Source organism: Embleya scabrispora (assembly GCF_002024165.1).
In the GTDB taxonomy this organism is placed as follows: domain Bacteria; phylum Actinomycetota; class Actinomycetes; order Streptomycetales; family Streptomycetaceae; genus Embleya; species Embleya scabrispora_A.
Genome location: NZ_MWQN01000001.1, coordinates 5,598,619 through 5,618,922 on the forward strand (window position 1 = coordinate 5,598,619; position 20,304 = coordinate 5,618,922).

At 71.3% G+C, this 20,304-nt stretch carries 21 protein-coding genes; 11 read left to right on the forward strand and 10 right to left on the reverse strand.

What is annotated here, in order from left to right:
• Positions 1 to 73: 73 nt before the first annotated feature.
• Together B4N89_RS24690 and B4N89_RS24695 are read left to right on the forward strand one after the other, a co-directional pair.
• On the forward strand, positions 74 to 868 hold the full coding sequence (locus tag B4N89_RS24690) for an electron transfer flavoprotein subunit beta/FixA family protein (protein WP_078978001.1): 795 nt from the start codon (positions 74 to 76) through the stop codon (positions 866 to 868).
• A 116-nt stretch (positions 869 to 984) separates the two neighbouring features.
• On the forward strand, positions 985 to 1,944 hold the full coding sequence (locus tag B4N89_RS24695; protein ID WP_078978002.1) for an electron transfer flavoprotein subunit alpha/FixB family protein: 960 nt from the start codon (positions 985 to 987) through the stop codon (positions 1,942 to 1,944).
• Positions 1,945 to 2,059: 115 nt separating this feature from the next.
• Here the strand turns inward: B4N89_RS24695 and B4N89_RS24700 are convergent, their stop codons facing one another.
• The 3 genes from B4N89_RS24700 to B4N89_RS24710 form a co-directional block, all read right to left on the reverse strand.
• Positions 2,060 to 2,482, reverse strand: coding sequence for a PIN domain nuclease (locus tag B4N89_RS24700; protein WP_078978003.1), 423 nt, complete (start codon positions 2,480 to 2,482; stop codon positions 2,060 to 2,062).
• On the reverse strand, positions 2,479 to 2,694 hold the full coding sequence (locus tag B4N89_RS24705; RefSeq protein WP_078978004.1) for a type II toxin-antitoxin system VapB family antitoxin: 216 nt from the start codon (positions 2,692 to 2,694) through the stop codon (positions 2,479 to 2,481). The genes B4N89_RS24700 and B4N89_RS24705 overlap by 4 nt, the downstream gene beginning before the upstream one ends.
• 183 nt (positions 2,695 to 2,877) lie before the next feature.
• Positions 2,878 to 3,801, reverse strand: coding sequence for an EamA family transporter (locus B4N89_RS24710; RefSeq protein WP_078978005.1), 924 nt, complete (start codon positions 3,799 to 3,801; stop codon positions 2,878 to 2,880).
• A 74-nt stretch (positions 3,802 to 3,875) separates the two neighbouring features.
• Between B4N89_RS24710 and B4N89_RS24715 the strand changes: the two genes are divergently transcribed.
• Entirely contained in the window at positions 3,876 to 4,787 is a 912-nt protein-coding gene (locus tag B4N89_RS24715) for a LysR family transcriptional regulator (protein ID WP_078978006.1), read from the forward strand.
• Positions 4,788 to 4,836: 49 nt separating this feature from the next.
• Here the strand turns inward: B4N89_RS24715 and B4N89_RS24720 are convergent, their stop codons facing one another.
• Positions 4,837 to 5,778, reverse strand: coding sequence for a hypothetical protein (locus B4N89_RS24720; RefSeq protein WP_078978007.1), 942 nt, complete (start codon positions 5,776 to 5,778; stop codon positions 4,837 to 4,839).
• A 322-nt stretch (positions 5,779 to 6,100) separates the two neighbouring features.
• Between B4N89_RS24720 and B4N89_RS24725 the strand changes: the two genes are divergently transcribed.
• The gene (locus tag B4N89_RS24725; RefSeq protein WP_078978008.1) at positions 6,101 to 7,882 is read left to right on the forward strand and encodes a choice-of-anchor A family protein; all 1,782 of its coding nucleotides are present in this window, start codon (positions 6,101 to 6,103) and stop codon (positions 7,880 to 7,882) included.
• 73 nt (positions 7,883 to 7,955) lie between these two features.
• On the opposite strand, the gene B4N89_RS24730 is transcribed toward B4N89_RS24725, so the two are convergent.
• On the reverse strand, positions 7,956 to 9,170 hold the full coding sequence (locus B4N89_RS24730) for an amidohydrolase family protein (RefSeq protein ID WP_078978009.1): 1,215 nt from the start codon (positions 9,168 to 9,170) through the stop codon (positions 7,956 to 7,958).
• Between the two features lie 179 nt (positions 9,171 to 9,349).
• Here B4N89_RS24730 and B4N89_RS24735 point away from each other — a divergent pair, with 179 nt between their 5' ends.
• Complete coding sequence (locus B4N89_RS24735) at positions 9,350 to 10,258, forward strand: LysR family transcriptional regulator (protein ID WP_161500808.1); 909 nt, start codon at positions 9,350 to 9,352, stop codon at positions 10,256 to 10,258.
• Positions 10,259 to 10,356: 98 nt separating this feature from the next.
• Here the strand turns inward: B4N89_RS24735 and B4N89_RS24740 are convergent, their stop codons facing one another.
• Genes B4N89_RS24740 through B4N89_RS24755 form a run of 4 tightly spaced genes read right to left on the reverse strand, consistent with a single transcriptional unit; the run spans position 10,357 to position 13,513 of the window.
• Positions 10,357 to 11,118 (reverse strand): AIM24 family protein, encoded by a 762-nt coding sequence (locus B4N89_RS24740; RefSeq protein WP_078978011.1) that lies wholly within the window; start codon positions 11,116 to 11,118, stop codon positions 10,357 to 10,359.
• A complete protein-coding gene (locus B4N89_RS24745) occupies positions 11,115 to 11,762 on the reverse strand; it encodes an AIM24 family protein (protein WP_078978012.1) in 648 nt (215 codons plus the stop codon). The genes B4N89_RS24740 and B4N89_RS24745 overlap by 4 nt, the downstream gene beginning before the upstream one ends.
• Entirely contained in the window at positions 11,759 to 12,382 is a 624-nt protein-coding gene (locus B4N89_RS24750) for an AIM24 family protein (protein ID WP_078978013.1), read from the reverse strand. The genes B4N89_RS24745 and B4N89_RS24750 overlap by 4 nt, the downstream gene beginning before the upstream one ends.
• A gap of 36 nt (positions 12,383 to 12,418) precedes the next feature.
• Complete coding sequence (locus tag B4N89_RS24755) at positions 12,419 to 13,513, reverse strand: slipin family protein (protein WP_078978014.1); 1,095 nt, start codon at positions 13,511 to 13,513, stop codon at positions 12,419 to 12,421.
• Positions 13,514 to 13,750: 237 nt separating this feature from the next.
• Between B4N89_RS24755 and B4N89_RS24760 the strand changes: the two genes are divergently transcribed.
• From B4N89_RS24760 to B4N89_RS24770, 3 genes are read left to right on the forward strand one after another with little or no spacing between them, the layout of a single operon-like run.
• Complete coding sequence (locus tag B4N89_RS24760) at positions 13,751 to 14,611, forward strand: AAA family ATPase (RefSeq protein WP_201261004.1); 861 nt, start codon at positions 13,751 to 13,753, stop codon at positions 14,609 to 14,611.
• Positions 14,612 to 14,617: 6 nt separating this feature from the next.
• The gene (locus B4N89_RS24765; protein WP_078978015.1) at positions 14,618 to 16,006 is read left to right on the forward strand and encodes a vWA domain-containing protein; all 1,389 of its coding nucleotides are present in this window, start codon (positions 14,618 to 14,620) and stop codon (positions 16,004 to 16,006) included.
• A 4-nt stretch (positions 16,007 to 16,010) separates the two neighbouring features.
• Positions 16,011 to 16,673, forward strand: coding sequence for a class I SAM-dependent methyltransferase (locus tag B4N89_RS24770; RefSeq protein ID WP_078978016.1), 663 nt, complete (start codon positions 16,011 to 16,013; stop codon positions 16,671 to 16,673).
• On the opposite strand, the gene B4N89_RS24775 is transcribed toward B4N89_RS24770, so the two are convergent.
• Positions 16,674 to 17,141, reverse strand: coding sequence for a YbaK/EbsC family protein (locus B4N89_RS24775; protein ID WP_078978017.1), 468 nt, complete (start codon positions 17,139 to 17,141; stop codon positions 16,674 to 16,676). It abuts the gene before it with no gap.
• 98 nt (positions 17,142 to 17,239) lie between these two features.
• Between B4N89_RS24775 and B4N89_RS24780 the strand changes: the two genes are divergently transcribed.
• The 3 genes from B4N89_RS24780 (at position 17,240) to B4N89_RS24790 (ending at position 20,279) form a co-directional block, all read left to right on the forward strand.
• Positions 17,240 to 17,794: an NADPH-dependent FMN reductase gene (locus tag B4N89_RS24780; RefSeq protein WP_235618766.1), complete on the forward strand. Its 555-nt coding sequence runs from the start codon at positions 17,240 to 17,242 to the stop codon at positions 17,792 to 17,794.
• 316 nt (positions 17,795 to 18,110) lie between these two features.
• Positions 18,111 to 19,538 (forward strand): MFS transporter, encoded by a 1,428-nt coding sequence (locus tag B4N89_RS24785; RefSeq protein ID WP_078978019.1) that lies wholly within the window; start codon positions 18,111 to 18,113, stop codon positions 19,536 to 19,538.
• A gap of 9 nt (positions 19,539 to 19,547) precedes the next feature.
• Complete coding sequence (locus B4N89_RS24790) at positions 19,548 to 20,279, forward strand: SMI1/KNR4 family protein (protein WP_201260898.1); 732 nt, start codon at positions 19,548 to 19,550, stop codon at positions 20,277 to 20,279.
• Positions 20,280 to 20,304: the final 25 nt, after the last annotated feature.

Genomic DNA, 20,304 nt, shown 5'->3' on the forward strand with positions numbered 1-20,304 from the left:
CGTGGACCCCGACGGCGGGCATGACACCCTCGGACCGGCACCTGGGTGACCGGACGACCACAGGAGAACTGTTGTGAAAATCGTTGTCTGCGTGAAGTACGTACCCGACGCGACCGGGGACCGGGGCTTCAACGACGATGGCACCACCGATCGCGAGTCGGTCGACTCCCTGCTGTCGGAGCTGGACGAATACGCGATCGAGCAGGCTCTCAAGATCGTGGAGTCCGGCGTCGAGGCCGAGATCACGTACCTGACGGTCGGTCCGGACGATGCCAAGGACGCGCTGCGCAAGGCGCTGGCGATGGGCGGCGACAACGCCATCCACGTCAACGACGACGACATCGCGGGCACCGACGCGCTGGGCACCTCGCTGATCCTGGCCAAGGCCATCGAGGACGCGGGCTTCGACCTCGTCGTGTGCGGCATGGCCTCCACCGACGCGTCGATGGGCGTCGTGCCGGCCATGCTCGCCGAGCGCCTGGGTGTTCCGCAGGTCACCTACCTGGACGAGATCACCGTCGAGGGCGCGGGCAAGGGCGGCGGCGTGGTCAAGGGCCGCCGCGAGGGCGACGTCGCCACCGAGCTGATCGAGGCCTCGCTGCCCGCCGTCGTGTCGGTCACCGACCGCACCGGCGAGGCGCGTTACCCCTCGTTCAAGGGCATCATGGCGGCCAAGAAGAAGACCGTCGTCTCGAAGGACCTGGACGACCTGGGCATCGAGTCGGACGAGGTCGGCCTGTCCGCCGCCTGGTCGGTCGTGGACACCGCGACCAAGCGCCCGCCGCGCGCCAAGGGCGAGGTCGTCGAGGACGAGGGCGAGGGCGGCGTGCAGCTGGCCGCGTTCCTCGCCGCCAAGAAGTTCATCTGAGTCGGTCGGCAGAACCGGACTGTTTCGACACCTTTGACCGGCCGCCCCCCGGGGCGACCGAGCATCGCAACCCGGCCGGAGAGATCCGGGCTGTACCGGAGTAGGAGAGAACAACCATGGCCGAGATCCTCGTTCTCGTCGACCACGCCGACGGCGCGGTCCGCAAGCCGACCCTGGAGCTGCTGACCCTGGCCCGCCGCCTCGGCGAGCCGGCCGCGGTCTTCCTGGGCAAGGGCGCCGAGGGCGCCACCGAGACGCTGGGCAGGTACGGCGCGCAGAAGGTCTACGTCGTGGACGCGCCCGAGGTGGACGAGTACCTCGTCGCCCCGGCCGTCGACGCGCTCGCGCAGATCGCCGGGGGCGGCGCGCCGGGCGCGATCCTGGTCGCGTCCTCGAACGACGGCCGCGAGATCGCGGCGCGCGTCGCGGTGCGCCTGGAGTCGGGCCTGATCACCGACGCCGTCGACGTCGAGGCGGGCCCCGAAGGCCCGGTTACCGAGCAGTCGGTGTTCGCCGCGACCTACCAGGTCAAGGCGCACGTCACCAAGGGCACCCCGATCATCACGGTCAAGCCGAACGCGGCCACCCCCGAGGAGGCCCCGGCCACCCCGACGGTGGAGGCCGTGACGGTGGACTTCACCGCCTCGGCGACCGGCACCAAGGTCGTCTCGCGCGCCCCGCGCGAGAAGTCCGACCGCCCCGAGCTGACCGAGGCCGACATCGTCGTCTCGGGTGGCCGCGGCGTGAACGGCGCGGAGAACTTCCACGTGATCGAGTCGGTCGCGGACGCGCTCGGCGCGGCCGTGGGCGCCTCCCGCGCGGCGGTCGACGCCGGCTGGTACCCGCACAGCCACCAGGTCGGCCAGACCGGCACCCAGGTCTCGCCGCAGCTCTACGTCGCGGTCGGCATCTCCGGCGCGATCCAGCACCGCGCGGGCATGCAGACCTCCAAGACGATCGTCGCGATCAACAAGGACGAGGACGCCCCGATCTTCGACCTGGTCGACTACGGCGTGGTCGGCGACCTGTTCAAGGTGATGCCGCAACTCGAAGCCGAGATCAACAAGCGCAAGTAGCCGCAGCCGCCACCGGCGAACCGCCCACACGACGACCCCGCACCGAAAGCCCGGCCGCGGGGTCGTTCGGCGTTTCGCCCGGCAATCGCACGGCCGAACACTCGTATCGATGGGGCTACTTGCCGGTCGGGGGGCCGTACCACTGGAGTGCCTGTCCGGTAACGGCCGCGATGCACTCGAAGTCCCGGTCGCGATGCAGCAGCGTCAAGCCCTGGAGCTCTGCCGTGGCGGCGACAATCAGGTCCACGGCCCCGGCGCTGCGATGTTGCCCCCGATCGGTGAGCTGGTCCTGAACCTGCCAGGCACGGTCGTAGGCACGATCGTCCACCGGGACCCAGTTGAACAACAGCCGTAGATCCTCGATGCTTCGTGCGCGGTGCGCGGCCGAGCGGGCACTGTAGAAGAATTCGAGTTCGGTGATGGGGCAGGTCGCGATGAGCCCGGCCGAAGCGGCCTGATCCCAACCGTATTGTTCGCTTTCCGCGCGCATGAAGCGGGCGAGTGCGCTGGTGTCGATCAGGAATTGCGCCGCACTCACCGGCGGTAGTTCCGCTTGTCCTCGAAGATCTCCAGATCGAAGGCGCCATCCTCGGCCGCCGCCCGCAGTCGGGTGAGTGCCAGTGCTCGCCGCCGGTTGTCCAGGACTTCGCGGAGCGCGGTATTGACCGTCTCCTTTTTGGTGCCGGTTCCCAACGCCTGGGCCACGGCGGCGACCAGGTCGTCATCGAGGTCGATCACGGTCCGGGCCATCGGATGCACCTCCGTTGATATCAGCCTGCGTTTCGAGTATATCCGGCATGGTATCAATGTCGGCCGGCTCGGCGTCGACGACGTCCACCGTGTCGCTCCCGGTCTCACCGTGACGCTACCGACCGCGGGCCGGGCGCGGGGGCTGACGGCCGCCCGGCGTTGGGGGCTTCGAGGTCGGGTGGTTCAGGGGCGGGTGGCCGGGAGTGGGTCGGGGTGGGTGGGGGGTGCCTCGCGGGTTGGGGGCGGTGAGCCGGCGCCGCGGGGGAGGCTTGCCAAGGTGATGCCGGTCAGGACGATCGCGGCGCCCGCGGCCTCGATCCACGTCGGGCGTTCGTCGAGGACGGCCCAGGCGGTGAGGATGCCGACGATCGGGACGAGGAGGCCGTACGGGGCGACCGCCGAGGCCGAACGGCGGCCGAGGAGGGCGAACCACAGGCCGTAGCCGAGCCAGGACGACAGCACGACGGTGAACGCCAGGCCGCCGACGCCGGTCCAGGAGGCCGAGGTCAGCGCGTCCACGTCCCGGCTCGGGCCCTCGACGGTCAGGGACAGTGCGAGCAGCGGCAGCGGGGCGGCCAGTGCCGACCACACGACCAGGCCGAGCCCGCCGGGGATGCCCGCCTTGCGGGTCAGCACATTGCCGAAGCCCCACGACGCCGCGGCGCCGACCACCAGCAGGAACGGCCACAACGACGCGCCCTGGCCCCGACCGAACGCGATCACGCCCATGCCGATCGCGGCCACGCCCAGTGCGAGCAGCCGGGTGCGCCCGGGGATCTCCCGCAACATCACCACCGCGCACAGCACGGTGAACATCGCCTGGCACTGGATCACCACCGAGGACAACCCGGCCGGCATGCCCGCGTGCATCGCGCTGAACAGGAACGCGAACTGGCCCACGTTGACCGTGAGTCCGACCCCGATGATCAGCTTCCAACTCGTCCGCGGCCGCTTGACGAACAGCACCGCGGGAAACGCGACGAGCGCGAAGCGCAGCGCGGCCAGCAGGAATGGGGGGAAGTCGTCGAGGCTCGCGTCGATGGCGACGAAGTTCACCCCCCAGATCACCGTGACGAGCACGGCCCACAGGGAATCGGTACGGGTCATGCCGAAAAGTGTGTGCTCGGGCCATCCATGGAGTCCAGCTACATTTTCCGGATCTCAATCGGTAGTTTCGCTACATGGAGATCAAGCGGCTGAACATCCTGCGCGCGCTCGACCAGCACGGCACCGTGATCGCCGCCGCCCAGGCACTGCACCTGACCCCGTCCGCGGTGTCCCAACAACTGGCGGTACTGGCCCGGGAGGCCGACGCCGTGCTCCTGGAGAAGCACGGGCGCGGTGTCCGGCTCACCCCGGCCGCACATGTCCTGCTCGGCCACGCCGACGCCATCGCGACCCGGCTGGAACAGGCCCGCGCCGACCTCGCGGCGCAGCGCGACGGCCGCATCGGGCGGGCCCGGATCTCCGGCTTCCCGTCCGGCATCGCGGGCCTGATCGCGCCGGCGCTGGCCCGGCTCAAGCGGACCCACCCGGGGTGGCGGTTCGAGGTGGTCCAGTACGAGACCGAGCAGGCGCTGCCGCTGCTGCCCGCGCGCGAGCTGGATCTGGCGGTGGTGATGACGCATCCGGACCTGCCCGCGCCGGACCACCCGCGGATCGAGCTGCACCCGCTGCTCGACGAACCGTTCGAGCTCGCGCTGCCGGCCGATCACCCGCTGGCGGAGCGCGCCGAGGTGACTTTGGCCGCCGACCTCGTGGACGCCGACTGGATCATCACCGCGCCCGGGACGGCCTGCCACGGCCTGCTCCTGACCGCCTGCCACCAGGCGGGCTTCCAGCCGCGCCTGGTGCACACCTCGACCGACTTCGGCGCGCAGCTGGCCCTGGTGGCCGCCGGCCTGGGCGTGACGATCATTCCGCGCCTGGCCCAGCCCGAACTCCCCCGGGGCGTGGTGCTCCGCCCCATCACCGCCCCGGCCCCCCGCCGCCGGCTGATGGCGGCCGTCCGCCGGGGCCAGGGCCCGACCCCGCTCCTCGACACCCTGCGCACGGTGGGCGCGGAACTCGCCGAGCGGGGCGCCCCCGGCTGACCCGCAAAAGCGGGGGCGTCGTGTGCTCCGCAGGGCGTCGCGCGTGCGGTCAGGTGCGTGATGGGGTGCCTTCCGGGCTCTTGTCCGGTGTGGCGGAAGGTTCCTGCGCATCGTGCTTGCCGAAGTAGGCGACGGCCACCGCGCCGGACACGGCGAGGATGAAGCCGAGGACGGCCAGCCAGGCGAGGCCGGCGCGGGAGGTGTCCCCGAGCCACAACACGCCGACCGCGCCCGGGACCACCGTCTCGCCGACCACCAGGGCCGCGGTGGCGCCGTTCACCGAGCCGATCTGCAACGCGATCGTGTGCAGGTACATCCCGCCGATACCGCCGATCAGGACCGCGTACAGGGCCGGATCGGCGATCAGCTTGCCCAGGTCGAACGGGTCGACGCCGTCCAGGATGCGCACCCCGATACCCAGGCCGCCGAAGCCGAGACCGGAGAGCAGGCCCGCGACGATCGCGCCGTTGGCGCCGAGGAAGCGGACCAGCACGGTCCCGCCGACGATCACCACGAAGGTGACGATCAGCACCCACCAGTGCGTGGCGCGCGGACTGTGCCCGTCGCCCTCGGGCCCGGCCGCGATGCCGAGCAGGACCAGCGCGCCGCACACCACCCCGATCGAGGTCCAGTCGGCCCGATGCAGCTTGATGCCGAGCAGCTTGATCCCCAGTACGGCGGTGATCACCAGGTTCGCGCTGATGATCGTCTGGGACAGGAACAGCGGCAGCAGCCGCGCCGCCAGCGCGCCGAGCGCGAAGCCGACGAAGTCGAGCAGGGTGCCGACGATGAACTCCCACGTGACCGCGGCCTTGGCGGTCGAGGACAGGCTCGGGCCGCCGTACCCGGTCACCTGGGCGGTACCGCCGCTCCGCGCGGCCTGCTTGGCCGCCTCCTCGCGCGCGGATCGCCGCGACCCGACCGCTTGCAGCACCGACCCCACTCCGTAACACGCGGAGGCCGCGACAGCGGTGCCCAGTCCGACGATCACAGAAGACTCCCTCTCACCAGAACTCGTGCCTCATCCGAGGACGACCGACGGCGCACGGCCGCGAACACCCCGCCGGTTCACGCGTGCCCGCCCGGGCCCGACCGTACCGGCACGGCTTCCCGCCCCGCCCCGCCCCGGCAACGATCACGTCGTGCGGGCGGTTTCCGATTCGGCGGCGCCGTTCGGATCCCATACCTGCGACGTATGCGGGCCGTACGCATCTCGGCTGACGGCGGGGTGTGCGAATCCCCGGCAGTGGCATTCGGGGGAACCTTCCGCGCGCCTTGTCCGTATTTGTCGTTTTATATCCCATGTTTCAGAAATGCACAGGAAACCGAACGCCCGGATCCGCGCGACGGGCCTCGCGCTATCCGGAGTCGTCACCCTCGGCGGTGTGATTCTCGTCTGCGTATTCGCCGTGATGGGCTTCGCCAAGCCGCTGCCCGGCGGCCTCGGCCCCTGCGTCCCGGGCAGCTGTCCGGCTACGGACCTGGAGCCCAACAACGGTCCGATCCGGGGCCGGGACAACGGCATCAACATGTTCGTCGGCGGCAACTGGACCGTGAGCGGGTCCGCCGCCGAGGCCGAGGGCAAGCTGGTCGCCCTGGGCAACTTCGACATGAACAAGACCTCCGGCTCCAGCATCTACAACGTGGGCATCGTCGGCGTCGGCTCCCGCGTGCCCCCCGACAACGGCACGGATTTCCTGACCGTCGGTGGCAATCTGACCGTGGCGACGGGGCAGACCCTGATCGCCGAGGAGGGTACGGTCAGCGGCGTCGTCCGCTACGCCGGCACGCTCAGCGGCACGGTGACACCGACCGCGGTCAAGGACGGATCCGCCGCGGCGCCCTACACGGCGCTGCGCCCGCAGTTGACCGACTCGTCGAGCTGTTACGCCTTCCCGGACGGCCGGCCTCGGCAGGCCACCGGCACGGCGGTCAACGTCGGCTTCGAGACGCTGTTCACCGGCGACGGCACGTCCGCGCTCCAGGTGTTCAACGTCGGCTTCGACCTGGTGAGCGGGAACGGCGGGGACCAGGGCATGACCTTCCTCAACATCCCGAGCGGCGCCACGGTCCTGGTCAACCTCACCGGGGCGAACCGGACGATCAGCAGCTTCATCGGCGCCGACGCCATCCCCACCGGGCTGCGCGAGCGGCTGCTGTGGAACTTCCCGGAAGCCACGACGGTGACCATCAAGGGCAGCGCCCAGTTCCAGGGCAGCATGCTGATCGGCAACCAGGCGAGCACCACGACGGTGTCCGTGCCGGGGATGAACGGCCGGTTCTTCACGGCCGGGTCGCTGATCCACCAGTCGACGTCCGGGTCGGAGTTCCACCGGTACCCGTTCAACGGTGACCTGCCGGACTGCGGCGACACGTCGCCGTCGCCGTCGCCGTCGCCGTCGCCGTCGGCTTCGGCCTCGCCGTCCACCTCGCCCTCGGCGTCCCCGTCGGCGTCGCCTTCGGCCTCGCCGTCGATGTCCCCGTCGGCTTCGCCTTCGGCCTCCCCGTCGACGTCCCCGTCGGCGTCCCCGTCGGCTTCGCCTTCGGCCTCCCCGTCGATGTCGCCGTCCGCGTCGCCTTCGGCCTCGCCATCGATGTCCCCGTCGGCGTCGCCGTCGATGTCGCCGTCGGCCTCCCCGTCCGCCTCGCCTTCGGCGTCGCCCTCCGCCTCGCCGTCCGCGTCCCCCTCGGCGTCGCCCTCGATGAGCCCGTCGGCCTCGCCGTCCGCGTCGCCTTCGGCCTCGCCCTGCCCGTCGGCCTCGCCTTCCGCGTCCCCGTCCGTGTCGCCCTCGGCGTCTCCGTCCGGTTCGTCCTCGGCCTCGCCGTCCGCGAGCCACTCGGCCGTGCCCTCCGGTACGCACACCAAGCCGCACGGCGGTGGTCACGGTGACCACGGCGGCCACGGCGACGGCGGTCACGGAGGCAACGGCGGCGGTCACGGCGGTGGGATCGGTGGATCCAACGGATCCGACCACCTCGCCCACAGCGGTATGCCGGGCAACGTGGCCATCCTCCTCGCCGGCAGCGCGTGCGCCATCGGCCTCGGACTGGCCCTGATGTTCCTCTACCGCGCCCGCGGACGTAACCGCACGTAGTCCCCATCCACCCCGAATGGCCCACGAACTCCCCAGAGTCCGTGGGCCATTCCCACGTCCGCCGAGGGTGGGGCTACTTGGTGATGCCGAAGCGGTCGAGACCGAAGGCCTTGATCGCGTTGGTGCGGAAGAGTTTGTCGCATTCGGCCTGGGTGAGGCCCGCCTTCGTGGCGATGTCGAGGGCGACCTTGTGGGTGTTGGGGAAGGTCGAGTCGGCGTGCGGGTAGTCGACCTCGAAGCAGATCTGGTCGATGCCGATCACGTCGCGGTTTCGCAGGCCGATCTCGTCGTCGAAGATGCAGCCGTAGATCCGGTCCTTGATGTACGAGCTGGGCTTTTGGGTGAGCGAGGAGCCGAACGCGTTGTCGTCGCGCTCCTCCCACAGCTTGTCCGCGCGCTCCATGACGTAGGGCATCCAGCCGACCTGGCCCTCGGCGTAGGCGATCTTCAGCTTCGGGAAGCGGTCGAAGACGCCGGAGAAGATGTAGTCGACCATCGAGCCCATGGCGTTTTGGAACGTCAGCACGGAGGAGACGATGAACGGCGCGTCGGGGGAGGTGGAGGGCATCTTCGAGGACGAGCCGATGTGCATGCACACGATCGTGTTCGTCTCCTCGCAGGCCCGGAAGAACGGGTCCCAGAACCGGTCCTTGGAGTGCACCGACGGCAGGCCGAGCGGGACCGGGTTCTCCGAGAAGGCGACCGCGAAGGAGCCCTTGGCGGCGCAGCGGCGCACCTCGGCGGCGGCCAGGTCCGCGTCCCACAGCGGGATGATCGTCATCGGCAGCAGGCGGCCCTTGCCGTCACCCGCGCACCACTCGTCGATCATCCAGTCGTTGTACGCCTGCACGCACAGCAGCGCGAGTTCCTTGTCCTCGCGCTCGTAGAACGCCTGGCCGCAGAAGCGCGGCAGGATGTTCGGGAAGCACAGCGAGGCGTCGACGTGGTTGGCGTCCATGTCCTTGAGGCGCTCGGACTGGATCCACGCGCCCGGCCGGATGTCGTCGAAGGTGACCGGCGTCACGTCGAGCGTGTCGAAGCCGACCGCGGCGGAGAGCTTGGGGAACGGGTAGACCAGGTCGTCGTACAGCCACCAGTCGCACCACTCGCCGTCCTCGACGCCGCGCTCGTACGAGAAGACGCCGCCGATGAAGTTGAACTTCGCCTTGTCGCGCACCACGCGCGGGCCGCGGTCCTTGTACTTGGCGGGCAGCCGCGAGGTCCACAGGTCCGGCGGCTCCACCACGTGGTCGTCCACGGAGATGATGCGCGGGATTTCGAGCGTCATGACCTGCTCCTTAGTGCGACTTCGGTGCGACTTCGGTGCGGTTGCGGCGGGGCTTGCCGGCGTGCCGGGAGCGCCCGTGCCCCCGCGGGACCCGTGCTCCCAAGGAAACCTGCTGACGGGGCGTCAGCCAAGCCCCTGTTGTTGCTAACGTTATGCCGACACGGCATAGGTGGGTATCCATGGAACTGCGCGACCTGAGATGTTTCCTGGCGGTCGCCGAGGAGCGGCACTTCGGCCGGGCCGCCGCCCGGCTGTACCTGTCCCAACCGATGGTGAGCAAGGCCGTTCGCCGGCTGGAGCAGCAGCTCGGCACCCGGCTCGTGGACCGCTCGTCGCTGCCGGTGGCGCTCACCCCGCTCGGCGAGGTGTTCCGCGGTCGGCTCGACGAGTCGTTGCGGGTGCTCGACGACGCCTGCGCGGAGGTACGGCGGCGGGCCACCTGGGACGCCGGGCAGGTGCGTGTGGGGTATACCTCCGGCCTGGGCCCCTCGCTCGTGTCCGCCGCGATCTCCGCGCTGCACATCCGGCACCCGGCGCTGCGCGTGCAGTGGACCAGCGAGCCGACCGCGCGCCAGGTGGCCGACGTGCGCGAGGGTGTGCTCGACGCGGGCCTGGGCTGGCTGCCGGACCTGGGCTCCGGCTTCGAGTCGGCCAGGGTCGGTACGTTCGCCTTCGTCGCGCTGTTCCCGCAGGAGCACCCCTTCGCCGAACGGCGCTCGGTGGACCTGACCGAACTGGTCGGCTGCGGCGAGCCGATCGTGGTGTGGCCGCGCCAACCGCACCCCCGGCTGTACACGCGCGTCACGGAGGCGCTGCGGCGCTCGGGCGCGACCGACATCGTCGAGGCGTACGGCAGCGTGGACGACGTGATCGCGCGCGTCGTGGACCGCCAGGGGGTCGGCCTGTCGCCGCGCGGCTGGGCCCGGCAGCGGCCGGTGCGCGGAGTCGTCCAGGTCCCGCTGACGGGGGCGCCCGACGTCGCGGTGACCGCCTTCTGGCGCGCCGACACCGACCACGAGGGCGTCGACGTCCTGGTGGAACTGCTGCGCGAGGTCGCGGCGGACAGCGACCTGGCCGACCAGCTGTAGGGCGGGGCACAGGCCGGCCGAGGCATTGGCGAGGCCCTCCACCGTCCCCAGTGAAGGGCCTCGCCGGGTCAACGGCCCGGACCGGCCGCAGGTTCCCGCTACTGCAACAACCGGCCCAACCGCCCCGGCAGGTTAGGCAGCCCCGGGATGTTCTGTGCCCCCGGCGGCTGGTTCTGCTGCGCGGTCTGCGCCGGGATCAGGTTCGGGTCGATGGAGATCTCCGAGGACTGCATCAGCACCGTGCCGGTCCCGACGAAGTCGTACTGGTGCTCCTCGCCCGACGCGCCGCCGATCCCGGTCAGCCGCCGGGCCATGCCGAGCGCGCCGCGCATGTACTTGGTGTCGAAGTGGTGGCACGGCGTCGGACAGTCGGCCCAGCCGAGCAGCGCCTCCGGGTCCACCCGGATCGGCGGTTCGACGAAGTGCACCGCGCCGTTGGACGCGGCGACGAACTTGCCGGTCCCGATCAGCGTGACGAACCCGGGCACGATCGACTGCTTGAGGTCCAGACCGGGCTGGAACGCGAGCAGGTTGGCCGCCCGGATGGTCAGGTTGCCCACTTCCAGGTCGTACGAGTTGACGTCGAACCCGCGGTCGGCGAGCAGCAGTTGCCCCTTGCCCTGGGCGACGATCCAGTCCTGGATGTACAGCGGCGAGTTGAAGTTGGCGGTGACCAGCCGGTCCAGCGCGCCCACGCCCAGCGCCTCGAACTTGATCCGCCCGTAGTAGGCGATCATCTTGCCCTTCTGCACGAACCACTCGCCGTCGAGCGCCACGCAGAAGGAGTAGGGGTTGACGTTGTCGTCCTGCGGCAGCGAGCGCGCGTCGTACACGGTCGTGCCGGAACCCGGGCCGCTCACAGCTTCTCCTCGCTCGCCTGGACGTAGACCGTGCCGGTGCCGGACAGTTCCAACTGGAACGCCTCGCCCGAACCGCGCCCGATCACGTCGCGCCAGCCGACGTTGGCGCCGATCCGGTTGTCGAGTTGCCCCCGGTGCGCGATGTACGCCTGCGGGTCGACGTGGATCGACCGGCCCGGTCGGACGGGAAGTTCGATCACCCCGCCGTGCGCGAGCACCGCGCACCAGCCGCGCCCGGTCAGCGTGGTGGTGAACAGGCCCTGGCCGGTCACCTGGCCGCGGATCATGCCGCGCACGCCGCCCTGCGAGCCCATGAACATCGTGCCCTGCTGGAGGCTGTCCTCGAACACCATCAGCCGGTCGGCCTCGATGTGCAGGGTGTCGCCGGTGATCTCGATCAGGTGCACGTGTCGGCCCGCGTAGCCGAACATCACCCGGCCGTCGCCCTCGGCCTTCATCAGCGGTACCGACTCGCCGGCCAGACGCCGACCGATCATCCCGCCGACGCCCTGCGCTCCGGTGCTGGTCGGGGTGAAGGAGACCTCGCCCCGGTAGGCCAGCATCGCGCCGCGCAGGCAGTACAGCGTCTGCCCGGGCCGCACGGTGGCCTCGATCATCTTGGAGTTGAGCTGGTCGAACGTCACGTCTGCCCCCCGATGGTCTGCCGCTCGGTGGGCTGTACGTACACCAACCCGTCGCCCTCGAAGCGCAACTGCACGCTCTCGCCGGATCCCTCGCCGATGAACGTGCGCCAGTTCACGTCCTTGACGAACTCCTTGCGGAGCTGCCCGGTGTGCGCGACGTACGCCCCCGGGTCGACGGACAGCGGTTCGCCCTGCGACACCCGCAGTACGATCGCCGGCCCGTCGGAGGTCACCGCGACCGTGCCCTGACCCGAGACGGTCGTGGTGAACAGGCCCTGCCCGCTGCTCGCGCCGTGCAGCCCGGTGAACTCGGTACCGGTACGCAGGCTCTGCTCGACCGCGAGCAGGTTGCTCGACTCCACGTGCAACGTCTCGCCGGTGAGGTGCACGAGGTTGATCTCGGTGGCCCGGTCCGCGAACCAGCACGTACCCTCGCCGCTCACCTCCATGAGGGTCATGCCCTCGCCGGTGAGCCGGCGGGTCACCATCCCGCGCAGCCCCTCACCCCCACCGGACAGTCGTTTGAAGGTCATTCGTCCGTCATAGGCGATCATCGTCCCGTTCCGGGCCTTGACCGCCTCTCCGCCCAAGCCCACCGCGAGAACTCGCGTGCCCTGCATCACAAAGGTCGCCACGGTCGGGAAGTTAGCAGTGCCTCAGCCCTGGTCGGGGGGTGGAAACCCCTCATCTTGCCGGGGTTTTACCGGCGGCGCGGCCGGCGGCACGATCGGCGGCGCGGTGGGCGGCGGCGGAACCCGGGGCGCGGGCGGCATCGGCGGTACGGCCGGCACCACCGCCGTCGCCGGTCGATCCTCGTCCCCCAGCGCCGAGGCCGAGGCCGCGACCGCCGCGGCCCGCTCGTCCGCGGACCCCTCCTCGACCCTGTTCCCGCCCCGGTCCTCGCCCCCGTCCGCGACCCGCGCCGCGGCCTGCGCGACCGCCTTCACCGCGGCCCGCGCCACCGCCGGATCACGCGGCTCCGGCCCGCCCCCGCCGTTCGGGAAGTTCTCGAAGAAGCGCAACATCTCCACCGGGAACGGCATCACCAGCGTCGAGTTCTTCTCCGCGGCCACCTCGACCACCGTCTGCAGCAGCCGCAGTTGCAACGCGGCCGGCGACTGGGACATCTCGTCGGCCGCCGCCGCGAGCTTCTTGGACGCCTGGAACTCGCCGTCGGCGGTGATGATCCGCGAGCGCCGCTCCCGCTCCGCCTCGGCCTGGCGCGACATCGACCGCTTCATCGACTCGGGCAGCTGTACGTCCTTGAGCTCGACCCGGTCGATCTCCACACCCCAGCCCACCGCCGGGCTGTCGATCATCAGGGCCAGGCCCCGGTGCAGTTCCTCGCGGTTGGAGAGCAGGTCGTCCAGGTCGCTCTTGCCGATGATCGAGCGCAGCGAGGTCTGCGCCACCTGCTCGATCGCGAACACGTGGTTCTGCACCTCGATGATGGCCCGCGCGGGGTCGTGCACCCGGAAGTAGACGACCGCGTCCACGCGCACCGTCACGTTGTCCCGGGTGATGCCCTCCTGCGCCGGGATGGGCATCGTGATGATCTGGATGTTGACCTTCCGCATCCGGTCGAAGAACGGCACGATCACGTGGAATCCGGGTTGGCGGATCCGCTGCCTGACCCGGCCGAGCCGGAACACCACCCCGCGTTCGTACTGCTGCACCACTCGCGCGCCCTTGGCCACCACGATGAGCGTGGCGACCACGATCCCGATGACGAAACCCACCGCGATGTCCATATCCCGATGCTAGGAACCCGAGGCCGGAAATGGACCGGGAACTCCCTACGCACGGTGCGATCGGCGTCAAGAGTCGGTCATGTGATGCCACGTCGGTCACGCCCGGCGGGCGCGCGGGAGTCCAGCCGGCCCCGCTCGTATCCCACCGACAGGCCCCTCTTGTAACTTGAGGAGGTGGCCGGCGCCGGACCCGGCACACCGGCCGCGATCGCCCGCGAGGAGTGCACCACGATGACGATGTTCGCCTCGCCCGAGGACGCCCGCACCCGGCTCGGCGCCGTCGACTACCTGACCGACCCCGGCATCGCCACCGCCGTCTTCCTGGCCGACGCGCTGGGCAAACCGCTGCTGATCGAGGGGCCGGCGGGGGTGGGCAAGACCGAGTTGGCCAAGGCGGTCGCTGCCGCCACGTCCTCGGCGCTGATCCGACTCCAGTGCTACGAGGGCCTGGACGAGTCCCGGGCGCTGTACGAGTGGGACTACCGCAAACAACTCCTGCGCATCCAGGCCGGGGTGGACGGCTGGGACGAGGCGCGCGCCGGCATCTTCGCCGAGGAGTTCCTGCTCGCCCGCCCGCTGCTCACCGCGATCCGCCGGGACGAGCCCACCGTGCTGCTGATCGACGAGACCGACAAGGCCGACGTCGAGGTCGAGGGGCTGCTCCTGGAGGTGCTGTCCGACTTCCAGGTCACCATCCCCGAACTGGGCACCATCACCGCCTCGCAGCGCCCGTTCGTGGTGCTCACCTCCAACGCCACCCGCGAGCTGAGCGAGGCGCTGAAGCGCCGCTGCCTCTACCTCTACATCGACTACCCGACGCCGGAGCGCGAGCGCGACATCGTGCTCACCCGGGTGCCCGGGATCCGCGCGCACCTGGCCGAACAGGTGGTCCGTACCGTCGCCTCGCTGCGCGCCCTCGAACTCAAGAAGGCGCCGTCCATCGCGGAGAGCCTGGACTGGGCGCACACGCTGCTCGCCCTGGAGGCCGACGACCTGGACGAGGAGACCATCGCGCGCACCCTCGGAGTCGTGCTCAAGCACGTCGCCGACCACACGCGGGCCGCGAAGGAACTCGGCCTGCCCGGCCTCGGCGGCTGACCGCCGATGTCGCTCCTGGATCGGCACACCGGGTTCGTCCGGGCGCTGCGGCACGGCGGATTGCCGGTGTCGCTCGCCGAAGGGCTCGACGCCGCACGCGCGTTGACCGTGCTCGACCTCGCCGACCGCGAGACGCTGCGGGCCGCCTACGCCGCGTCGCTGGTCAAACGACACACCCACCGGCCGGTCTTCGACACCCTCTTCGAGCTGTGGTTCCCGCTCGGGCAGAGCCCGGCGCAGGCGCCGGAACCACCGGAGGACGCGCCGGCCGAAAGCGCCTCCGCCCAGGACGCCGACGCCGCCGATGCCGAGGCCTTCCGCGACCGGCTGCGCGAACTCCTGCTCACCGACGACGAGATCGCGCTGCGCGCGCTGGCCCGCGAGGCGGTCGGCCGGTTCGCCGGCTTCGAGGGCGCGTCGGGATCCTCGTGGTCCGCACAGCTGGTCGGCCGGGCGCTCGACCCCAAGACGCTGATGGCCGGCCTGCTGCGTGCGGTACTGGGCGGGCAACTGCCCGGCGGGGTCGCCGAACGCAACGCCCGGCGGATGATCCAGGCCCGGGTGGACCGGCTGAACGCCCACATCCTGGCCGACGTACGCCGCCGGCTCGCCGAGGACCGCGGCATCGAACGGGTCGCCGAGACGGCGGTGCGGCCGGCCGTGGAGAACCTGGACATCCTGCGCGCGAGCCGGGCCGACCTGGTGGCGCTGCGCCGCGAGGTGCAGCCCCTCGCGCAGCGCCTGGCCACCCGGCTGACCGTCCGGCAACGTGCGGGCCGCAGCGGCCGATTGGACTTCCGCCGCACGGTGCGCGCGTCGTTGTCCACCGGCGGTGTGCCGCTGACCACCCGGCACCGGCCGCGCCGACCGCACAAGCCCGAGTTGGTGGTGCTGTGCGACGCCAGCGAATCGGTCGCCTCGTTCGCCCACTTCACCCTGCTGCTCGCCTACGCACTGCGCGAACAGTTCGCCCGGGTAAGGGTGTTCGCGTTCATCGACACGCTCGACGAGGTGACCCGGTTCTTCGAACGGCCCGGCGGCGACGTGGGCGAGGCGATGCGCCGGCTGACCGCCGAGGCGAACCTGGTGCGGCTGAGCGGACACAGCGACTACGGGCACGCCTTCAAGGTCTTCGTCGAGCACTACGGCGACGTGATCGGCCCCAAGACCTCTCTCCTGATCCTGGGCGACGCCCGCAACAACTACCAGGACCCGGCCCTGTCCGCACTGGAGGCGATGGTCGCCCCGGCCCGCCACGCCTGGTGGCTCAATCCGGAGCCGGAGCGCGACTGGGACACCGGAGACTCGATCGCCGGCGTGTACGGCCGGCACATCCCCCTGATCGAGTGCCGCAACCTCACCCAACTGGGTCGTTTCGTGGGGGAGTTGGCCTGACCACATGGACGCGCACCGGATCGCCGTCACGTTTTGGGACGACGCCTACGCCGAGGGGATGTACGCCGACGCCGAGCCCGACGCGTTCGTGGCGCGCATCCTGGAGGCGGCGCCGCCGGGCGCCTCCGGAGTGGAGATCGGGTGTGGCAACGGGCGAAACCTGATCCCGCTGCGGCGCGGTGGGCTGGATCTGCTCGGGGTCGACCCGTCCCGGATCGCGCTGGAGCAACTGGCGCTGCGGGCGCCGGGGGTGCCGTCGGTGCACGGCACCCAGGACGACCTGCCCGCCGGGCGGCGATACGAACTCGTGGTCGGCATCCAGGTGCACCAGCACGGCACCCGCGCCGCCGCCCGGGACATGCTGCGCGGTTCGCTGGAGCGGGTGGCGCCCGGTGGGCTGTTCGCGCTGCGCACCGCCTCCGCCGCGACGGAGGCGGTCGAGGCGCACGAGGTCTTGGACGAACACGCCGACGGGGGCCGGACCTTCCGCTACCTGGAGGGCTTCAAGGCGGGGCTCGTCGTGCACTACTACGGCCGGACCGAACTGGAGGCGATGCTGGCCGGCTTCGAGCCGGTTCTGCCGCTGCGCGCCGAATACAGCCCGCGCCTCGACCCGCCGGCGGGCCGCTGGGCCCACTGGGAGACGATCGTGCGCCGGCCCCGCTGATCACGCCTCGACGTCCGCCGCCTGCCCGCCCGTCATCCGCAGCAGTTCCGCGTACGTCGTCGGATACATGTGGTTGTGATCGCCCGCACCGGCCCAGACCACCTCGTGCTCGTCCAACCACGTGTCGATCAGCGTGCGGATCGGCCGCGGATGACCCACCGGGGCCACTCCGCCGACCTCCTGGCCGGTCGCGGCGAGAACGAACTCCGGATCGGCGCGCCGCACCTTGCCGACGCCCAGCAGTCGGGCCACCACACGGGTGTCGACCCGATGCGCCCCGCTGGTGACCACCAGGAGCGGTCGGCCGTCGGCGGAGAAGATCAGGCTGTTGGCGATCGCGCCCACCTCGCAGCCCAGTACCTCCGCGGCCGCCGCCGCGGTCGGCACCGTCTCGGCGAAGGTGTGGATCCCACCCGTGGCGCCGAGCGCGCGCAGCGCCTCGGCGACGTTGTCGACCGGCGTGTTCATGGGGCGAGGTTAGCGCCGGCGCACCGCGACCACGGCATCGATGCCGCCGACCTGCGGCGACGGGCGGCGAAGTGTGCGCGGTGCTACCTTGACCGGCCATGACAGCGAATCGTCGGGTGCTCGTGATCAGTGGCTCGCTTCGTGCGGAGTCGACCAACTCCGCGGTGGTGCGGACCGCTTCCGTGGTCGCGCCGGACGGGGTCGACGCCGTCGTCTTCGCCGGCCTCGCCGAGCTGCCGCACTTCAACCCCGACGACGACCACGAGCCGTTGCCGCCGGCCGTCGTCGCGCTGCGCGCCGCGATCGAGGACGCCGACGCGGTGCTGTTCTCCACCCCCGAGTACGCCGGCGCGCTGCCCGGCTCGTTCAAGAACCTGCTCGACTGGACCGTCGGCGGCGTCGAGACCAGTGACAAGCCGGTCGGCTGGATCAACGCCTCGACCAACCCCGGCGGCGCGGCCAAGGCGCACGAGTCGCTGCGCACGGTGCTCGGGTACACCGGGGCCGACGTGATCGACGCGGCCTGCGTACGCCTGGGCGTGGCCCGCGACGGGATCGCCCCCGACGGCCTGATCGCCGACCCCGAGGTGCGCGAGGGCATCACCGCCGTGCTGACCGTACTCGCCGAGGCGGCCCGACTCACCCGCACCTGAACGCGCTCCCGCTCCCGGGCCGGCCACGACGAGCCGGCCCGACCGACCACCGCCACGCGCCGGCCCATCCACACGCGCCGCGCGGGCACCGTCGATCTCGCCGCGGCGCTCGCGGCTGCCGGTGCCGGCCGGGGAGGCACCGCCGTGGGAGCCGTCCGAGCACCCGCCCGTCGCGGTGACGCGGGGCCGCCGACGCGCGCTCGGTGACCGGGGTCACCCGGGCGGCGGCCTTGGGTCCGGGGGATGTGGGCATCGTCCTTCGGATGGCCGCCGACGGGGTGGCCGCGCGGGAGCGGCCGAGAAGGGGCGTGGGAGCGTGACGCACGATGCGCCCGATCCGCATCGGTGGCAGGCGCTCGGGGTCTGTCTGATCGCGGGGTTCATCACCCTCCTCGACGTGTCGATCGTCAACGTCGCGCTGCCGTCGATCCGGGCGGGCCTGGACGCGTCGGAGAGCGACGTGCAGTGGGTGCTGTCCGGCTACGCGCTGACCTTCGGCCTGGTCCTGGTGCCGGCCGGCCGGATCGGCGACGCGCGCGGGCGCCGGATGATGTTCATGACCGGTCTGGCCCTGTTCACCGCCGCCAGCGCGCTGTGCGGCGCCGCGCAGACGTCGTTGTGGCTGGTGCTGGCCCGACTGCTCCAGGGCATCGCGGGCGGCATCCTCACCCCGCAGGTGTCCGCGCTCATCCAGCAGATGTTCGCCGGCCACGAACGCGGCCGCGCGTTCGGCATGTTCGGCACCGTGATCGGCATCTCCACCGCGGTCGGCCCGCTCCTGGGCGGCCTGATCATCAAGGCGGCCGGCGCCGAGGAGGGCTGGCGCTGGGTGTTCTACGTCAACCTCCCGATCGGCGTGCTGGCCCTCGTACTGGCCCGGCGGCTGCTGCCGGGACCGGACCACGAGAATCGGGCCTGCCTGCGCGACCTCGACCCCGTGGGGGTGCTCCTGCTCGGCTCCGGCGTGCTGCTGTTGCTGCTGCCGCTGGTCGAGGAACGCCAGTGGCAGGGCTCGACGAAGTGGCTCCTGATCCCGATCGCGGCGGTGTTCCTGGCGGCATTCGTGCGCTGGGAGATCCACCAGACCCGGGTCGGCCGCAATCCGGTGGTCGACCTGGCCCTGTTCCGGGTCCGGTCGTACACGCTCGGGTTGTTGGTGATGCTGTTCTACTTCGCCGGGTTCACCTCGATCTTCTTCGTCTTCACCCTTTACCTCCAGTCCGGCCTCGGCTACAGCGCGCTGCTCGCCGGGCTGGCGATCACCCCGTTCGCGGTCGGCTCCGCGGTCGGCGCGTGGCTCGGCGGGCATCTGGTGAACCGGTACGGACTCGCGCTGGTGACCGGCGGGCTGCTGATGGTCGCGATCGGTCTGGGCGGGGCGATCGTGGGGGTGTACGAGGTGCCCGGGCGCGACGTCGGCTGGATCCTGGTGGCGCCGCTGGCGTTCGCGGGGGTGGGCAGCGGGCTGGTGATCTCGCCCAACCAGACGCTGACCCTGGCCCGGGTGCCGCCGGCGCAGGGCGGCAGCGCGGGCGGGGTGTTGCAGACCGGACAGCGGATCGGCTCGGCGATGGGCATCGCCGCGGTCGGCTCGATCTTCTTCTCCCGACTGGCCGCCGACCAGGGCCGGGACTGGGCCGGGCCGCTGCGGCACGGCCTGGTGGTGTCGGTGGCGTTCGTGCTCGCCGCGTTCGTCGTCGCGATGGCGGATCTGCACCGGGGGCGGGTGCCCGGGACCCGGTAGCGTCCGGCCATGACCTTCGACATCCACGCGGCACTGCCCGCCGCGCTCGCCGATCGGGCCGGGGCCTGGGAGTTCGTGCGCGCCTTCGCCGCCGACCGCGCCCGGGCGATCGGACCCGCCGACGGGTACACCCCGGCGGAACTGGACGCGAGCGCGGCGCGACTGGGCGTCGCGCTGCCGGCCGCGCTCCGCGAGCTGTACGAACTCCTGGGCCGCCGGTCGGACCTGACGAGCAATCACGACGTGCTGCTGCCGCCCGACAAGCTCTACGTGGAGGACGGCCTGCTGGTCTTCCGCGAGGAGAACCAGGGCGTGGCCTGGTGGGGCGTGCGGCCGCAGGGCGACGACCCGGAGGTCCTGGTGAGTTTCGACACGGCCGAGCCGGTCGAGAAGCCGTGGAGCGCCTGGCTGAACCGGTTCTCGCTCGCGGCCGTCGAGATCGTGCTGTCCGAGACGCTGCTGTTCGACGACGACCTGGTCGAGGCGGTCGAGCTGGACGCGGACGGTCTCGACCTGCTTCCCGAGGCGATGCGGGAGCTGGCCTTCCCCGGCTACCCCGAGGGCGAGTCGGCCGGGAACCGGATCCGCTGGTTCGCCGGTGACGACCTGCTCGGCCGGTACGACGGCGCCATGATCGTCTTCCGCGCCCGTACCGAGGACGACCTGGAGGCCTTCTTCGACGCGGTCTGCGGCCCGGACGACGAGGACGACGAGGACGAGCCCAACGACCGCACCGGGTGAGGCGGGCCGGCCGCCCGGCGTCCGA

Bases quoted from the DNA above. Each gene is read 5' to 3' on its own strand.
- B4N89_RS24695 (WP_078978002.1), top strand. From the start codon at position 985: ATGGCCGAGATCCTCGTTCTCGTCGACCACGCCGACGGCGCGGTCCGC.
- B4N89_RS24705 (WP_078978004.1), bottom strand. From the start codon at position 2,694: ATGGCCCGGACCGTGATCGACCTCGATGACGACCTGGTCGCCGCCGTG.
- B4N89_RS24710 (WP_078978005.1), bottom strand. From the start codon at position 3,801: ATGACCCGTACCGATTCCCTGTGGGCCGTGCTCGTCACGGTGATCTGG.
- B4N89_RS24715 (WP_078978006.1), top strand. From the start codon at position 3,876: ATGGAGATCAAGCGGCTGAACATCCTGCGCGCGCTCGACCAGCACGGC.
- B4N89_RS24725 (WP_078978008.1), top strand. From the start codon at position 6,101: ATGCACAGGAAACCGAACGCCCGGATCCGCGCGACGGGCCTCGCGCTA.
- B4N89_RS24730 (WP_078978009.1), bottom strand. From the start codon at position 9,170: ATGACGCTCGAAATCCCGCGCATCATCTCCGTGGACGACCACGTGGTG.
- B4N89_RS24735 (WP_161500808.1), top strand. From the start codon at position 9,350: ATGGAACTGCGCGACCTGAGATGTTTCCTGGCGGTCGCCGAGGAGCGG.
- B4N89_RS24750 (WP_078978013.1), bottom strand. From the start codon at position 12,382: ATGCAGGGCACGCGAGTTCTCGCGGTGGGCTTGGGCGGAGAGGCGGTC.
- B4N89_RS24755 (WP_078978014.1), bottom strand. From the start codon at position 13,513: ATGGACATCGCGGTGGGTTTCGTCATCGGGATCGTGGTCGCCACGCTC.
- B4N89_RS24760 (WP_201261004.1), top strand. From the start codon at position 13,751: ATGTTCGCCTCGCCCGAGGACGCCCGCACCCGGCTCGGCGCCGTCGAC.
- B4N89_RS24765 (WP_078978015.1), top strand. From the start codon at position 14,618: ATGTCGCTCCTGGATCGGCACACCGGGTTCGTCCGGGCGCTGCGGCAC.
- B4N89_RS24770 (WP_078978016.1), top strand. From the start codon at position 16,011: ATGGACGCGCACCGGATCGCCGTCACGTTTTGGGACGACGCCTACGCC.
- B4N89_RS24775 (WP_078978017.1), bottom strand. From the start codon at position 17,141: ATGAACACGCCGGTCGACAACGTCGCCGAGGCGCTGCGCGCGCTCGGC.
- B4N89_RS24780 (WP_235618766.1), top strand. From the start codon at position 17,240: ATGACAGCGAATCGTCGGGTGCTCGTGATCAGTGGCTCGCTTCGTGCG.
- B4N89_RS24790 (WP_201260898.1), top strand. From the start codon at position 19,548: ATGACCTTCGACATCCACGCGGCACTGCCCGCCGCGCTCGCCGATCGG.